Origin of the sequence: Desulfobacula sp., from assembly GCF_030145145.1 — a bacterium.
GTDB lineage: Bacteria > Desulfobacterota > Desulfobacteria > Desulfobacterales > Desulfobacteraceae > Desulfobacula.
In genome coordinates this window covers 146,748-162,081 of the sequence record NZ_JAQYWD010000005.1, presented here as the reverse complement: position 1 = coordinate 162,081, position 15,334 = coordinate 146,748, and the positions used below count along the sequence as shown (strand labels likewise).

Below are 15,334 nucleotides of genomic sequence, written 5' to 3'. Positions count from 1 at the left end.
CATTGGAAAAAAATATTATTTTAGGAACAGCAGGACACGTTGACCATGGGAAAACAAGTCTGGTCAAAGCGCTGACAGGCATTGAAACAGACCGGCTCAAAGAAGAAAAAGAACGGGGCATTACCATTGAACTGGGGTTTGCCTCACTGGATCTTCCCAACGGACAGCATGTGGGTATTGTGGACATGCCGGGCCATGAAAAATTTGTAAAAAACATGGTGGCCGGTTCCAGTGGCATTGATGTGGTCACAATGGTGATTGCCGCAGATGAGGGGGTCATGCCCCAGACCCGGGAGCATATGGAAATCTGCAACCTCATGGGCATTGAGCATGGCATGATTGCCTTGACCAAAATCGACATGGTGGATGAAGACTTGTTAGAGCTTGCCCTGGATGATATCCATGATTTTGTACAGGACACGTTTCTTGAAGGCAAGCCCGTCATACCGGTCTCCGCTGTCACAAATGAAGGGCTTGATAATTTTATAGAAACCCTTGAAACCATCTGTAAAAACCTGCCCGAAAGAAAATTTTCTTCCATTTTCAGGCTGCCGGTGGACCGGGTCTTTTCCATGAAAGGATTTGGTACGGTGATTACCGGAACGCTGACCTCAGGAAGTGTCCATGTCGGGAACGACATCATGGTCTATCCCAGGCAGATTGTCTCCAAAGTCAGGGGTATCCAGGTTCACAGTGCCGGGGTTGATAGCGCGGGTGCCGGTACACGAACCGCTATTAATTTCCAGGGCCTGGACAAAGAGTCCATCAGTCGCGGCGATATCCTGTCCAGCCCCGGGGCACTGATTGAAAGCTACATGGTAGATGCCCACTTCCATTTTTTAAAGAGCAATGGGAAACCGGCTAAAAACAGGACAAGGATAAGATTTCATTCCGGAACCAGTGAAATCCTGGGGTATTTGATACTGCTGGACCGGGAAGAGTTGTTACCCGGAGATGATGCCTGTGTTCAGTTCCGGTTAGCGTCCCCGGTCTGCTGTATCAAAGATGACCGATATGTCATCCGGAGTTACTCGCCCATACGAACAATTGGCGGCGGTGCCATATTAAACCCGGCCTCCCAAAAGCACAAATTGTTTGACAAAGCGGTTATTCAGGGACTGGAAAATCTCTTGACAGCCGATGATGAGCAGACCATTTCTTTTTTTCTGTCGCTAAAAGGATACCAGGGCCTGTCGTTTTCAGAACTCCGGGTCATGACCAATATCCCGGATAAAAAACTCACCGCAACCTTACAGAAACTGCTGGCCAGACAACGGATTGTCCAGACCGACAAAGACAGGCAGATTTATGTAAATGGCGCTTTTTTTGATACGTTTAAAGAAAAGCTCATCCAGAAACTTGAGGCCTATCATGCCGACAATCCCTTAAAGGAAGGCATGCCGACGCAAGAGCTTAAATCCAAATTCCAATATATTGATGACCCCAAATTTTTTACGCTTCTGTTTACCAAACTGTCCCGGGAGAATCTCATTGTTCTGGACAAAAATATCATAAAATTATTTTCCCATGAAGTGGCACTCCAGGTCGATCAAAATGAGGTCAAAGAAAAAATTGAAAAAATTTATCAGGCATCCGGGCTGACACCGCCTTTTTTCCGGACCATCTGCCAAGATCTGGATCTGGATAAAAAAACGGCAACAGATGTTCTTTATATGCTGATCAATGAAAAATCCATTGTCAAAACAAAGGATGACCTTTACTTTGATGCCCGAACCATCTCAAGCCTGGAGCAAAAGCTCATTGCCTTCCTCAAGGAGAATGAGTCCATCACCACCCCTGACTTTAAAGAAATGACCGGGATATCCCGAAAATTTGTCATTCCTTTAATCGAATACTTTGACACCATCAACCTGACCATTCGGGTGGGCGATACCCGACAGTTACGGCGGAAAACTTAAAAGAGGTGCCTGGCAAATGCCTCGACAATGCCGTTCAGATGACACTTCCCGTCCAGGGTGAGGGCAAGCCTGTCCGATTTAATGACCCCAAAGGATGCGTCAAGGATGGATGCCAGGATCACTTTAAACTGATCTTTAAAGGACACCTGAAACAGGGCCTGAAATTTTTTCAGATCCAGGCCTTCCCGGGTACGCAGTCGGAGCATGATCATCTCCATCATTTTCTGTTCCAGGGTAAGGATTTCCCGGTCTTCGACGGGAAGTCTGCCGGCGGCTATCCGCTTTATATAGGTATGAATACTTTTATAATTCCAGGATCTTGTTCGCCCGTCATACGCGTGTGCGGCAGCCCCAAATCCATAGTACGGCATCATCTCCCAGTATTTTGAATTGTGTTTTGACCGATTTTGACTGCCCCGGGAAAAATTAGAAATCTCGTAATGCTCATAATGACTTGCATCTAAAAATTGAACAGTTGTTTTAAACAGGGCAGACATGACCTGATGGTCAAGGGGTTGTATCAAGCCCTTTCTCGATTGTTTTTCCAGGGGAGTGCCGGGCTCAATGGTGAGCATATAGCAAGACAGGTGGGACGGCATCATCCTTACCGCGGCGGTCAAGTCTTCCAGCCATGTGCGTTCTGTTTCAAAGGGAAGGCCGTAAATCAAATCCATGCTGACATCATCAAACCCTGCTTTTCCGGCATCCTCAACGATGCCCGCTGCCTGGCCGGCCGTATGGATTCTTCCCAGAAATTTAAGTTTATCATCCTTCAGGGACTGGACCCCTATACTGAGCCGGTTGATGCCAATATCTTTTAACGCTTTCAGGTATCTCAAATCAACCGTTCCCGGATTCACTTCAAGGGTGACTTCAACATCCCGGGCGACAGAAAAATGGGCATCAATGGTCTTTAACAGCGATGCAACCTCGTTTATTTGAAGAAGTGAAGGGGTACCGCCACCAAAATACACGGTGTTAATCTCGCCCTTTAAACCGGACCGGTTTTCCATCTCCCATTGAAGGGCAGTTACATAATCGGGAATCAGGGAAAGATCTGTCCTTGAATAAAAATCACAATACACACATTTTTTAACACAAAAAGGGATATGGATATAAATAGAGGTGTGATCACACAAAACGCTTCATCAATTCATCAATCACAAAATCAATATTTTCAGACGTCACGCCGTAAAGATCACAGGCCTTCTTTACCCGGGACAGGTGGGGACTGCCATCCAGGTCATCAGGGCCCCGGAAAAACCCCATACGTCTGCCGATCTGGTATATAATCCGTTGTTCCGGTTCAAGTTCAAAAAACCGGTCGATAACATTGATCATGTTTTCTTTATCCCCGGGCATTTTTCCATTAATGGTCTCAAACAGGTTCAGGATATGATCACTTTTGATATAGGAATTGATCCCGTCAAGGCTTTCGAGAAACAGCCGCAACTCTTTGGCCATCATAACATCACTGGGTTTTTCAAACTCACCTGTTTCAACTTGCTGGGCAAGGACGGTTTTATTGGTCACTGCCAGGGTCCTGATCCTGATAAAATCAGGGTCAATGCTGTTGAGTGCAGCAGCCGTTTCCAAGGCATGTTCTATGGAATACTCAATCCCACCAAGACCCGGCATGACATATTCCGACAACTCCATGCCTGCTTTTTTCACCTTTATGCCGGCCTTGATATGGATGGCTTTGGTCGCGCCTTTTTTAACCTTCTGTAATACCGTATCAGATCCGGATTCCATGCCCACATGAACGCGGTTTAATCCCGCATCCGCCATCCGCTGCAGATCATCCTGCTTAATCCTGGCAATGGTATGGCTTCTTGCATAGGAGGTAATCCTGTCTACGGCTGGAAAACAGCGTTTAATATGGTCAAGCACAAACACCAGGTCATCGGGTTTCATGATCAAAGAATTGGCATCCTGCAGAAAAATGGATTTCATACCCGATGCATACCAGTTCAAGGCCGCATTAAATGCCACCCGGTCTTTTTCCTTAAAACCGTTGTAAACGGTGTTAATGCCCTCATAGTCATCAAATACACCCGGTTTAATCTTCTGTCCAATTCTTTGGATATAATCATGCAGAAAATCAATATCTCTGATAATATTTTCAACGGACCTTAAAGAAAACTTTCTTTTTTTATACACCCTGCAGAATGTGCAGTGATTCCAGGGGCAATTTCGTGTCAATCTTATCAACAAACTGTTTGCTTCACTGGGCGGACGAATGGGGCCCTGCTCAAATCCTTCGTAATGATCGATTCGTTTCTTTTCCATGGGAATTCTCTATACCTGCATCGTTTTTTTTGTCGGTTACGGTTCAACTTATGCCTGTTATCCTGGGCAACTCAATCCCACATATTAGCACGTGAACACTTAAAGTCAATTTATTTGCCGGGCAATCAGCAATTCTCATTATGGCACTCAATAGTCCCTGGGGAATGGGGTCAGGCTTGTGTTTTTTTAATGGCCACAAGGCAGATGGTTTGATCAAATTTATCAGAATGGGGGGCATTTTTTTCTTCATAATAGACAATATGGAAGGACAGGAAAGCATGGAGCAATTCATTTTTTTTCAGACAATAGTCTTGGTTTTTTCCCCCTGTAAAAGATTCAAAGATTAGAACACCGCCCGGTTTAAGTCCATCCTGGATCATGGGAAACAGTCGCCGGTCCAGAAACCGAACATTGACCACAATTTCATAGCGATTCTTTGGAATGTTCCAGGTATCCATATCCTGGCAGATGGCCGTTATCCTTTGATTTCTGCCGGCCAGGTGATTCAGGGCAACCGTTGATATATCCACCGCATCCACGTGAAATCCTTTCTGGGCCAGGAACAAACTGTTTCTACCGTTTCCACAGGCAATATCCAGGGCCTTTCCAGGGGATGCCAGGAAAAAAAAATCTTTTAGGATCAAGGAGGGATCATCACCCCCTAAGTTCTTTAAATATTTTGAGTCCCATTTCTCTCGATCTTTATCCGTCATTATCCAATATCCTAGTTCTGATTTAAAGTTTTCCGTTCTTTCAGGGTCACCCTATCACTGAAATCCCTTTTGTTTAAGCTTTCTTTTTTCAATGAGCCAGTCAATGACAGCATCGGGTTCAGGCGCCTTAAAAGAATCAGGAGGCACCTCAGTGTCTTTGCCAGGAGAAAATTCGGTTGGTTCCGTCATGGTATCTTCTTTTGTTTGACTCAGGGTTGTCGATTTTTGTGTTTCAGCAGGTGTATACCCCAGACCGATCTCCGGGGGAGTGAATGTCACATATTTTATGGTAGAGGGGGTATATCCTGTAAATAAAAGGTCTCCAATAAACAGGCAAAGGCAGGCCGCCAATGCTGTCCATGCTATCTTTATTTTAAAGATCCGCTGCCGGTCATGAATCAGGTGATCTTCTTTTGGCAGTTCTTCTTCATTGTGTTCTTTATTTTCAGGCGGTGCAACGGGGCGGTATAGTTGACCTGTCGCTTTTCTGAAGGTGGAAGCATCAACCGTTTTCACCCCCTTGGCAAACGCTGCGATGAGTGCTTGATCACAGGATATGTTTATCAGCCGGGGAATACCCTTTGAATACGTGTAAGCTTCATGTAAAGCAGACGATAAAAAAATTTTTCTATTTGTACCCGCCAGTTCAAGACGTTTATTGATATATATTTTGGTCTCTTCTTTATTCAACGGCTCAAGACAGGCATGGAGATTTACATGATCCTTCCATGCCTGTCCCAGATGTGTTCTCAACAGGTGTTCAAACTCCAGGTGCCCGGCAAGAATAACCGTCAGGACCCTGTTAAAACGAAACCCAGACCAGGAAATGACCTCCTTTAAAAACCACTCCGGCATTCTCTGGGCTTCATCCACAATGACCCGAATTTTTTTATCTTCATCACCGGCTGCGTTTAAAAAAGAAAAAAATTCCAAAGAAAAATTTTTTCCCCGGTCATACTGAGCTTCAAATCCAAATGCCTGGGCAATCACCCTGAACAGGTCTTCCATTTCAAAACAGGGATCGACAATTTTAACCCACATCGTTCCGGGATCCAGGGTATGGATAATTTCATTGATAAGCGTTGTCTTTCCTGTGCCGATATCACCGGTCAATACCAACAGGCTCTTGTTTTGTGCCAATCCCTTTTTCAACAATTTCAAGGCAGCCGCATGTGTCTTCCCCAGCCATAAAAATTTATTATCGGAGCTAATTTGAAACGGTTTTTTTTCAAGGTTAAAATATCGACAATACATCTACCAACTCCATTTTCCCTTTATCACCCTTGAAGGTCTCAATTATAAGATCTCCTTGATGGCATCAAGCAATGGATTTTTTTCCATGGGTTTATCTGTTTCAACCGGATAAACATGGCGGTATTTTTTGACACAATCATACTGCTCCCACCCCTTGAGGGGATAATCAAGATCCACACTTTTCCATTTTGGGTGGCCGTTCTGTTTTAACCAGTCCAGGTTATCGTAAACTTTCTTTGCGAATAATCCCACATTATCGCAATTATTTCGTCTGAAATCAAAAGAGATGAGAACGGCTTTCACCGCAGCCGTGTGAACCGTTTCTGGCTGCCAGGGATAGGTGTTGGCAGGAATCTGGGCCATGGGATAAAAATCGGTGATGCTTTTATTGGTGATGGGGACAAGATGAAGCCCTTCATTGCCGGACACATTCTCTGAAAATAATTTGACCGGAAGCCCGGCAACATAAAACATGGCATCAATACGGCCCTGCTTCAGCTGGGACAGGGCCGTTTCCGTGCCAATGGGCAGGAGTGATTTGGGTTTTATGCCGGACACTTCAAATAAAAGCCGGGATGTAAGGTATGTGCCACTGCCCTCTTTTCCAATGGCCACTGTTTTCCCCTCCAGCGCATCAAAAGATCGTATCGCCTGTTTCCCCAAGAGATGAATTTCTTCATTATACAAGGGGAAAACCATTTTTATTTTACGGGCAATCTGTTTGAGGACATCATTGGTCTCAACTTTCAGGACAAATGCCAGGACGTCGGACTGGACGATGCCCATCTGTGTTCTGGGGCGTTTATAAACCGCATACACATTTTCCACAGACCCCCTGGAGGTGGCAACATGGAGATCAAACCCATATTGTTTTGCCATTTCCATCATATTTAATCCAAACTGAAAATAGGTCCCTTTACTGCCACCGGTCACCATACCCAGGTTAACAGCAGACGAAACACCCGACATGACCACCCAAAAAAAGATGACAAACAATATCCTTTTTTTCATATTCATTCCTCCCTGATTTGATGTCCTTTATTGGCTCAAAATATGGATACACCCTATGAGTACCTCATGTTATAATGACGTGAAAATCTATCAATTAGGCAAGACTATAATCTTGAAACAGATCAGCTGTCATGAACAATAAAATAGAACCTTTCTTTTTGTCAAGAAAAGCATGAAAAAACACACTTTATTGGGACAAACCTTGAAACTTGATGATCTATTGTGATACGTATCCATGACTAAAAAAAAATACCCATTAGCGATATAAGGAGGACATCATGCCGGGGTTTGAAATATTTGGTGATGCGGAAAGAAAACAAGTAACAGATGTTCTTGAAACCGGGGTTCTTTTTAGATATGGCTTTGAAGGGACCAGAAACGGACATTTCAAAGCCCTTGAGTTTGAAAAAAAACTGGCCCGGATTACCAATGCCAGATACAGCCACCTGTGTTCCAGCGGAACTGCGGCCCTTGGCATTGCCATGGCTGCCTGCGGTATCGGTGCCGGGGATGAAATTATTGTGCCGCCCTTTACGTTTGTGGCCACATTTGAAGCCATTATCAATGCCGGTGCCGTTCCTGTTTTTGGAGAAATTGATGAGACCCTCTGCCTTGATCCTGACAAGCTTTCTGATGTGATCACGTCAAGAACCAAAGCAGTCATTCCCGTTCACATGTGTGGATCCATGGCAAGAATTGATGAAATCAAAGCCGTGTGCGAAAAAAAAGGATTGATTCTGTTGGAAGATGCCTGTCAGTCCCTGGGAGCCACCTATCAGGGAAAAGCCCTTGGAACCTTCGGGCTGGCCGGATGCTTTTCCTTTGATGCCGTAAAAACCGTTACCTGTGGTGAAGGCGGCGGCATTATCACGGACAGCAAAGCCGTGTATGAAACCGCAGACCAGTATGGAGACCATGGACACGATCACCTGGGCGGCCCTGACCGCGGAGCAGATGACCATCCCATTATCGGAACCAATTACCGGATCAGTGAACTGAACGCTGCCGTGGGACTTGCCCAGTTGAACAAACTGGACCAGATCCTGGATACCCAGAGAAAAAACAAACGGGCCATTAAAGATGCCATGGCAAACCTGTCGGGTGTCAGTTTCAGGTATATACCGGATGCAAAGGGAGATTCAGCCACGTTTTTAAGCTTTTTTATGCCAACGGAAGAACGGACAAGACAGGTCGCCAAAGACCTTTCTGAAAACGGTGTGGGCTGTGCTTACTGGTATGACAACAACTGGCATTATTATAAAAAATGGCATCACTTAAAAGAGATGAAACGCGCAGCAAAACTGTGTGTTGAACTGGCAGACAATCTGCCGGATTATCAAAATATGGTGCTTGAAGCGTCTGACACCATCATGAAACGAACCCTGTCCCTGCAGATCATGCTCTCATGGTCAAACAACGATATTGATGACAGAATTCAGGCCATCCGAAAATCTATCAAAGGATAAAACATGTTTAGAAACTTTAAGCTGGTTCCCAATATTATATTTGGAAGGGGCTGTTTCGCACAGCTGGATGAGATTATAGAAAAACAGCGGAGAAATACCGATTCCTGGGTTGTGTTTGTCACAGATGATGTCTTCAGGGAGGCCCCCCTTGAAAAACGACTTCCCCTGTATGACAATGACCTGCTGTTATGGGTCAACGTGGCAGATGAGCCCAAAACAAAATATGTGGATGAACTGACCCTTAAGGTAAAAGCACATCGCCCGACACTTCCCTGTGCCATCATCGGCATTGGGGGCGGCAGCAGCATGGATCTTGCCAAGGCCATCTCCCTGATGCTGACCAATGAAGGATCTTCCACCCTTTACCAGGGATGGGACCTGATTAAAAACCCTGCCATATACCACATGGCAGTTCCCACCCTTTCCGGAACCGGCGCAGAGGTCTCCCGAACAGCTGTTTTGACCGGACCTGAAAAAAAACTCGGGCTGAATTCCGACTACACGGTGTTTGATCAGGTGGTCCTTGACCCGGAGCTCATAAAAGATGTTCCCCGGGACCAGCACTTTTACACCGGCATGGACTGTTATATCCATTGCATTGAATCCCTTCAAGGCACCTATTTGAATGAATTCTCCAAATCCTATGGTGAAAAAGCCCTTGACCTTTGCCGGCAGGTTTTTCTGGATGACCATCCAGATAAGGATGACAAGCTCATGATGGCCTCATTTTTCGGCGGTATGAGTATTGCCTATTCCCAGGTCGGTGCCTGCCATGCCCTGTCCTATGGCCTTTCCTATGTCCTGGGGACCCATCATGGCATCGGATGCTGTATTGTGTTTGACTACCTGGAAGATATCTATCCTGAAGGGGTCAAAGAATTTCGAACCATGATGAAAAAATGCGATATGGAACTGCCCCGGGGCCTGGTGAAAGATCTTGACCCCGAACAGGTTGACCGAATGATCACCGTCGCCCTTGGCCTTGAACCGTTATGGGAAAACTGCCTGGGCCAGGACTGGAAACATATCATGACAAGGAATAAGGCACGCGCCTTATTCCTAAGAATGTAAAAGAGACACCATGACGATTGCGGTTATACCCTCCAGATACCATTCAAGTCGTTTTGAAGGAAAGCCTTTGGCGCTTGTTGCCGGCAAATCCATGATACAACGGGTGTATGAACAGACGAAAAAATCTCTGGTTGTCACGAAAACCGTTGTGGCAACCGATGATGAACGAATTTTCAATGCGGTGGAGGCATTTGGCGGTCACGCCGTGATGACCTCGGACGACTGCCGATCCGGAACCGACAGGGTGGCCCAGACAGCAGATATGCTGAATCTTGGACCGGATGACATCATTGTCAATATCCAGGGAGACCAGCCCATATTTAACCCGTTAACCATTGATGAATTGATATCCCCTTTTGCAGATGACCCAGGGATTGTTATGTCCACGCTGGCATTCAAGATCACAGACAAAAGGGAAATCACAGACCCGAAAGATGTAAAAGTCACCTTTGACTATCACGGGTTTGCCCTTTATTTTTCCAGGGCCCAGATCCCTTACCCCAGGGACAGGGAGACAACCGCCAATTTCTACAAGCACCTGGGCTTTTATGCCTACAAAAAAAGTTTCCTGGACAAGCTGGTGGCGCTTCCCACCGGTCCTTGTGAGCAGGTCGAAAAACTCGAACAATTAAGGGTGCTGGAGTTTGGTTACCGGATCAAGGTGGTGATCACCCCCTATGACTCTCCGGAAATTGACCTGCCCGAAGATATCCAGCGGATCGAAGCAAAGCTGAAATGATGTCCATATGATGATTTCCCATTTTAAAATCATCCATACAACATGCCATACCCAATGGGGGGGCCTGGAAAAACGTATTTTCAATGAATCGGTCTGGATGGAACGAAAAGGACACACGGTTATCATTGCCGCACCCAGGGATACCCCCTTGTTTTTAAAGGCAAAAGCGCATGGATTTAAGGTTTATGGCATCGAATTCAAACGACTTTCACTGATAAAGGATTATAAGTTGTTAAAAACTATTTTTTACAATGAAACCCCTGATATCATTAATAGCCATGGGAACAGCGATGCCAAGTTAGCGCTCCTTGCCGCCAGAAAAGCCAGGATCCCCTTGAGGATTCTTTCCCGGCATATCAGTGCCCACGTGAGAAATTCCTGGTATAATCGAATGGTTTATAAAAAATTTTGCCATTATATTTTTACAACAGCCGATTATACCACCAGACACCTCCAAAAAGTCTTTAAACTCAAAGACATGCAAATTTTTTCCATGCCCAGCGGTATTGTTGAGCCGGATCAGCTGTGGGAAAAAGACACGGCAAGAAAAATGCTGGCCCGGGAACTTGGCCTTGACCCCGGGACACGCTTCATCGGCTTTGTGGGAAGGGTGTCCCAGGACAAGGGCATTGCGACCATCCTTGAGGCCTTTAAAAAGGCAGGCCCCAGACTTTCGGGCTATCATATTGCCCTGGTGGGGGAAGGGTCAGACACATACATAAATTCGCTCAAAGCATTGGCAACGACCCTTCACATCAATGACCATCTCCATTTCACAGGATTTAAAGAAGATCCCTGGCCCTATTACCGGGCCTTTGACTGCAAGGTCCTGCCATCCATAGACATTAATGGTGTCCCCTTTGAAGGGGTCCCCCAGTCGCTTCTGGAAGCCATGATAAGTGACTGCCCGGTTATCGGCTCTAAAAGCGGCGGTATTGTGGATATCATTGACCCGGGAAAAACCGGATTATTGTTCGACACATCAGATCCATCCGATCTGGCCGATAAAATCGTACAGACATTATCGGATCCGGATGCCACCCAAAACCGTGTTAAAACTGCCCGGGACCATGTCAAAAAGAACCATACCATTGATGTGATGGGTCGAAATATCATCCGGATCTATCGGCTGCACCAGATCAAACTGGACCGCCAGCCGTTTTAAAGATGTTTTTTTTGTTTTAAAAACACAAATCCGTTTAAAAGGACATAGGTTGCAAAAAACAGAATTAATTGTGCCATAACTTTTGCAATCACCTCTCCGGCCGATAGGTACGTAATAAAAATATAAATCAAAAAAATGGATGAAAAAAGGTTAAAGGCAACAACCAGAAGGTATTTGCCGATCTCCAACAGATGGGGAGCATCTTTATATGAAAAGGTAAAATACTTGTTGGCTGAAAAATGAATAATGACCGATAAAATCCTGGCCAGAATGGATGCGGTGACAAACCCGCATGACATGTTGATTAAAAGAATATACGTAGCAAAATCTGCAACGGTGGAACATATACTGGATAAAGAATACTTGAGCACTTGTTTGAACCGGAAGGCAATCCACCATGAAAATAAGGTTTTATAAACCAGAAAAGAATCGGCCATTGGTCGGAAACTGGAAACAGCATTGTTATCTTCATACACGGTGGTGATCGTGACCTCCTTGATGGGAACTCTCTTTTGAACGAACGCCAGCAGCATTTCAAGTTCATAGGCATACCGGCCGGATTTTAATAAAAGGATATCTTCCAGCATGGCATGGGGAATCCCCCGAAGCCCTGTTTGTGTGTCGGATATTTTCTGCCCCACAAGCCCCCGGAACATCAGATATGTTGCCTTATTTCCCAGAAAACTTCTCAGGGGAACCTGGCCTTTAAAATCCCTGACCCCCAAAACCAGTGAATCAGGATATTGTTTGATTGTCCGGATGAGGTGATCCACATCTTCGGGCAAATGCTGTCCATCAGCATCCACCGTAATGACACTACTGAAGCTGGGAGTGGATTCCAGGATATGTCGGAAACCCGTCCGTAACGCCGCCCCTTTTCCCTGATTGGTTGGATGGGATAACACATGGGTCTTGGGGAGGGTTGTTACATGGTCAAAAACCGATTGAAAATCCGGGCCGCTGCCATCGTCTACAATGATGATCTTTGCCACATCAAAATCGGCGATCTGCGCCACGATACCGGACAATGTCTTTTTATCGGGTTTGTATGCAGGAATTAAAACAACCGGGCTCATTTTCATATTTACTCAATTTAAAATACTTTTTCCAATTTTATGATTTTGTCTTTCACGTTATCCGTTCCTCCCAGTATTATCTTAAAAAACCCTGTATTGTCAAAGGGGGTTTCAACAAAAGGATGTATCCACTCCTCGATCCGATCACCTGGCTCGTTGAACAGCACAAAATCATATTGCTGAAGACTTGATAAAAATACGTCTTTGTCTTGTACGGGAAAACCGTCATGATTTACCCTGTTGGGCAGAAGGTGATACAACAATTTTATCCCGAGGTGATGATCATTGGTCCCGGGGACAATACCAATCAAATTTTCTTTTCCCTTATCGATATTTTTTTCAATCTTTTTTGCCACCTGTTCCGCCTCATTGTAATGGCTGTCCCGGTGCAGCTCGGTTTCGATTCTGGAAAGCCCTATCATCAAAATGACACCCGTGATAAAAAAAACCACCCGCTTATTTGAAACAATGTGTTGAAGATATTGATCCCCATACAAAAGAAGCGTAAAACAGACCACCTGGCAGAAGAAAATATTCAGATATCGTGTCAAGCCTATGGTATGGTCATAATTTTCACCAACCTTGAAAACAATAACCTGCAAAAAATACATCAGGATAAGGTATACTGCAAATGAAGCCCCTAATATTTTAAGGCATCGTGCATACCGCGTTTTATTATCGGTTGTCTGCTTACTTAAAATCTTGATCCAGAAAAAAACAACCGCCAGATACCAGAAAACATAGGGTAAATTCAGCCTGTCTGCCGGGCCAATAAAAATACCCTTAACAAACAGCCAAACCCCCTTTTGAACAGTCCCATCGGAAAAAAATTGAACCGCCTGCCAGATACTGTCCATATTTACACCCGTATTAAATTTCAAAAATTCCATCATCTGACAGTGGTCTGTCCACGTCTGTTTCAACAGGTAAACAATTCCCCCGGTCAAGATAACAACGACAATGGATTTGAATTTGACTTTCCCATCAAGATCCCTGTGAAAAAAAAGATCAAAAAGGATGATCATCAAAAGAAGCAGACAAAGCGCAATCCCGATTTCCTTGATTAAAAAAAGAAAGCAGGCAGGCAAGGAAATTGTGAACACAGTCAGGAGCGTTGGCGGTTCTCGAAAATAGATCCACAGCACGGCAAAGGAATATATGGAAAGAAGATAATCCACTTGTAATTTGGTAAAAATACTGCCTGAAAAAAGCGTTAATAAAATGACCAACAGGCACAAAAAGATAAGGGTTCTTTTAAAATCATCTTTTTTTAAAACAACAAAAAAAGCACTGATCAGCAGGATATTTTGAGCAAAATAAGAAATCGCCGGGCTATATCTGCCGGTCAGTGTATAAAAAAAATAATGAAACAGAGACGTTCCCGGTGTATAGGCCAGATGTCTTTCAATGATGGCCGTGTTCGCATCGGGCAGGTGATGATGCAAATATAAATATTTACCGATAATCCCCCAATAGACATAATCATCAATCACGGTAAATTTCATCCCCAGGGGGACCAGGAATGAAAGGATAATCAATAAGACAAGTACCATAAAAAGCGGAACAGGCACAGGGAAGTGCTGGGTTCTCCGATTTCGCCAGGCATCAATACCACCGATAGCAGACAAAATGAATCCAGCAGAGCACAGAAACCCGGCGGCGGGTTTAAGGTAATTTGATACCGCAAAAACAAACAGCAGAATTCCGACAAAGGACACAGAAAAAATCGGGGCATATGAAAAATCAATCTTCAACCAGCGGTTGCCGGCATAAACAAACCCGGAAAACCATAACACTGTTAAAACAATATCCATCATAGCCTTAACTGTCTGGAAACGTAGTGTTTAAAAAAGACTCTAGACCCTTTTTTTTTAAATAAAATTTTGCATATTTATAAAAGGTCCCTTCAAAATTTCCAAAGGCAATAATAAGCCCTGGCCATCCGTCCAAAAACCCCAATTTTAAAACATACAGGGTAAACGCAGCCCAGAATCCATGCGACAGGGCTTTAAACATACCGGGAGTCTGACCGGTCTCCAGTAATTTTTCCGCCCCAAGGGTAGAGTATCGATTGGCTTTGTGAATGACTTCTTCAAGATTTTTAAACGGTACCTGATGAATGAAAGCCTTTAAATAACCGCAGTCTTGATGGCTGATCACCTCATATCGTTCATGAACCGCATCATTCTTAAATTTTAACGTCCCCTTTTTAAACAATTGGGGCTGTCTGTAGTCAGGATAAAACCCGGCATGCCGGATCCATTTTCCCATAAAATAGTTTCTTCTCGGGACATAATAGGCATCCGCACTATCGGGTGACCCCATAATCTTCCGGATCTCTTCCTGTGCCTTTTTTGTACATCGCTCATCTGAATCCAGGCTGAATATCCATTCATGACGGCACGCTTCAATGGCTTTATTCCTCAGGTCTCCAAATCCGTTAAACGGTATCTGGATGACCCTTGCACCAAACGCTGTTGCAATCTTTGCCGTATGATCTGTACTAAAGGAGTCTGCAACAATAATTTCATCGGCCCAGTCAACACTTTGAAGCGCCTGGTGTATTTTTTCTTCTTCATTAAAGGCGATGATATAAACAGATAATTTTGACACGTTTTTATGTTTATC

Annotated in this window: 13 protein-coding genes; 5 read left to right on the top strand and 8 right to left on the bottom strand. The window is 44.7% G+C overall.

Features of this window, described 5'->3' with window-relative positions; translation table 11 throughout:
• Window positions 1-2: 2 nt before the first annotated feature.
• Complete coding sequence (gene selB / locus Q1Q15_RS04180) at window positions 3-1,919, top strand: selenocysteine-specific translation elongation factor (RefSeq protein WP_300456990.1); 1,917 nt, start codon at window positions 3-5, stop codon at window positions 1,917-1,919.
• Here selB and hemW read toward each other — a convergent pair.
• The 5 genes from hemW to Q1Q15_RS04155 form a co-directional block, all read right to left on the bottom strand.
• The gene (gene hemW, locus Q1Q15_RS04175) at window positions 1,916-3,058 is read right to left on the bottom strand and encodes a radical SAM family heme chaperone HemW (protein WP_300456988.1); all 1,143 of its coding nucleotides are present in this window, start codon (window positions 3,056-3,058) and stop codon (window positions 1,916-1,918) included. The two genes, selB and hemW, sit on opposite strands and share 4 nt — an antisense overlap.
• Complete coding sequence (locus tag Q1Q15_RS04170) at window positions 3,051-4,211, bottom strand: radical SAM protein (protein ID WP_300456986.1); 1,161 nt, start codon at window positions 4,209-4,211, stop codon at window positions 3,051-3,053. Before Q1Q15_RS04170 ends, hemW begins: the two co-directional genes overlap by 8 nt.
• A 170-nt stretch (window positions 4,212-4,381) precedes the next feature.
• The gene (locus Q1Q15_RS04165) at window positions 4,382-4,924 is read right to left on the bottom strand and encodes a methyltransferase domain-containing protein (protein ID WP_300456984.1); all 543 of its coding nucleotides are present in this window, start codon (window positions 4,922-4,924) and stop codon (window positions 4,382-4,384) included.
• Between the two features lie 54 nt (window positions 4,925-4,978).
• Entirely contained in the window at window positions 4,979-6,178 is a 1,200-nt protein-coding gene (locus Q1Q15_RS04160) for an AAA family ATPase (protein ID WP_300456983.1), read from the bottom strand.
• 42 nt (window positions 6,179-6,220) lie between these two features.
• On the bottom strand, window positions 6,221-7,189 hold the full coding sequence (locus Q1Q15_RS04155; protein WP_300456981.1) for a TAXI family TRAP transporter solute-binding subunit: 969 nt from the start codon (window positions 7,187-7,189) through the stop codon (window positions 6,221-6,223).
• A gap of 278 nt (window positions 7,190-7,467) precedes the next feature.
• Between Q1Q15_RS04155 and Q1Q15_RS04150 the strand changes: the two genes are divergently transcribed.
• From Q1Q15_RS04150 to Q1Q15_RS04135, 4 genes are read left to right on the top strand one after another with little or no spacing between them, the layout of a single operon-like run.
• Window positions 7,468-8,655, top strand: a complete 1,188-nt coding sequence (locus Q1Q15_RS04150; protein ID WP_300456979.1) for a DegT/DnrJ/EryC1/StrS family aminotransferase — start codon at window positions 7,468-7,470, stop codon at window positions 8,653-8,655.
• A 3-nt stretch (window positions 8,656-8,658) separates the two neighbouring features.
• Window positions 8,659-9,726 (top strand): iron-containing alcohol dehydrogenase family protein, encoded by a 1,068-nt coding sequence (locus Q1Q15_RS04145; RefSeq protein ID WP_300456978.1) that lies wholly within the window; start codon window positions 8,659-8,661, stop codon window positions 9,724-9,726.
• A gap of 10 nt (window positions 9,727-9,736) precedes the next feature.
• On the top strand, window positions 9,737-10,465 hold the full coding sequence (gene kdsB, locus Q1Q15_RS04140; protein ID WP_300456976.1) for a 3-deoxy-manno-octulosonate cytidylyltransferase: 729 nt from the start codon (window positions 9,737-9,739) through the stop codon (window positions 10,463-10,465).
• A 7-nt stretch (window positions 10,466-10,472) separates the two neighbouring features.
• Window positions 10,473-11,630 (top strand): glycosyltransferase family 4 protein, encoded by a 1,158-nt coding sequence (locus Q1Q15_RS04135; protein ID WP_300456974.1) that lies wholly within the window; start codon window positions 10,473-10,475, stop codon window positions 11,628-11,630.
• Here Q1Q15_RS04135 and Q1Q15_RS04130 read toward each other — a convergent pair.
• Genes Q1Q15_RS04130 through Q1Q15_RS04120 form a run of 3 tightly spaced genes read right to left on the bottom strand, consistent with a single transcriptional unit; the run spans window position 11,627 to window position 15,319 of the window.
• Entirely contained in the window at window positions 11,627-12,712 is a 1,086-nt protein-coding gene (locus tag Q1Q15_RS04130; protein ID WP_300456972.1) for a bifunctional glycosyltransferase family 2/GtrA family protein, read from the bottom strand. The two genes, Q1Q15_RS04135 and Q1Q15_RS04130, sit on opposite strands and share 4 nt — an antisense overlap.
• An 11-nt stretch (window positions 12,713-12,723) precedes the next feature.
• A complete protein-coding gene (locus Q1Q15_RS04125) occupies window positions 12,724-14,523 on the bottom strand; it encodes a hypothetical protein (RefSeq protein ID WP_300456970.1) in 1,800 nt (599 codons plus the stop codon).
• Between the two features lie 4 nt (window positions 14,524-14,527).
• Window positions 14,528-15,319, bottom strand: coding sequence for a glycosyltransferase family 2 protein (locus tag Q1Q15_RS04120; RefSeq protein WP_300456968.1), 792 nt, complete (start codon window positions 15,317-15,319; stop codon window positions 14,528-14,530).
• Between the last annotated feature and the right edge of the window lie 15 nt (window positions 15,320-15,334).

Bases quoted from the DNA above. Each gene is read 5' to 3' on its own strand.
- Q1Q15_RS04130 (WP_300456972.1), bottom strand. From the start codon at position 12,712: ATGAAAATGAGCCCGGTTGTTTTAATTCCTGCATACAAACCCGATAAA.
- Q1Q15_RS04170 (WP_300456986.1), bottom strand. From the start codon at position 4,211: ATGGAAAAGAAACGAATCGATCATTACGAAGGATTTGAGCAGGGCCCC.
- Q1Q15_RS04145 (WP_300456978.1), top strand. From the start codon at position 8,659: ATGTTTAGAAACTTTAAGCTGGTTCCCAATATTATATTTGGAAGGGGC.
- Q1Q15_RS04150 (WP_300456979.1), top strand. From the start codon at position 7,468: ATGCCGGGGTTTGAAATATTTGGTGATGCGGAAAGAAAACAAGTAACA.
- Q1Q15_RS04160 (WP_300456983.1), bottom strand. From the start codon at position 6,178: ATGTATTGTCGATATTTTAACCTTGAAAAAAAACCGTTTCAAATTAGC.
- Q1Q15_RS04155 (WP_300456981.1), bottom strand. From the start codon at position 7,189: ATGAAAAAAAGGATATTGTTTGTCATCTTTTTTTGGGTGGTCATGTCG.
- Q1Q15_RS04125 (WP_300456970.1), bottom strand. From the start codon at position 14,523: ATGATGGATATTGTTTTAACAGTGTTATGGTTTTCCGGGTTTGTTTAT.
- kdsB (WP_300456976.1), top strand. From the start codon at position 9,737: ATGACGATTGCGGTTATACCCTCCAGATACCATTCAAGTCGTTTTGAA.
- Q1Q15_RS04165 (WP_300456984.1), bottom strand. From the start codon at position 4,924: ATGACGGATAAAGATCGAGAGAAATGGGACTCAAAATATTTAAAGAAC.
- Q1Q15_RS04135 (WP_300456974.1), top strand. From the start codon at position 10,473: ATGATGATTTCCCATTTTAAAATCATCCATACAACATGCCATACCCAA.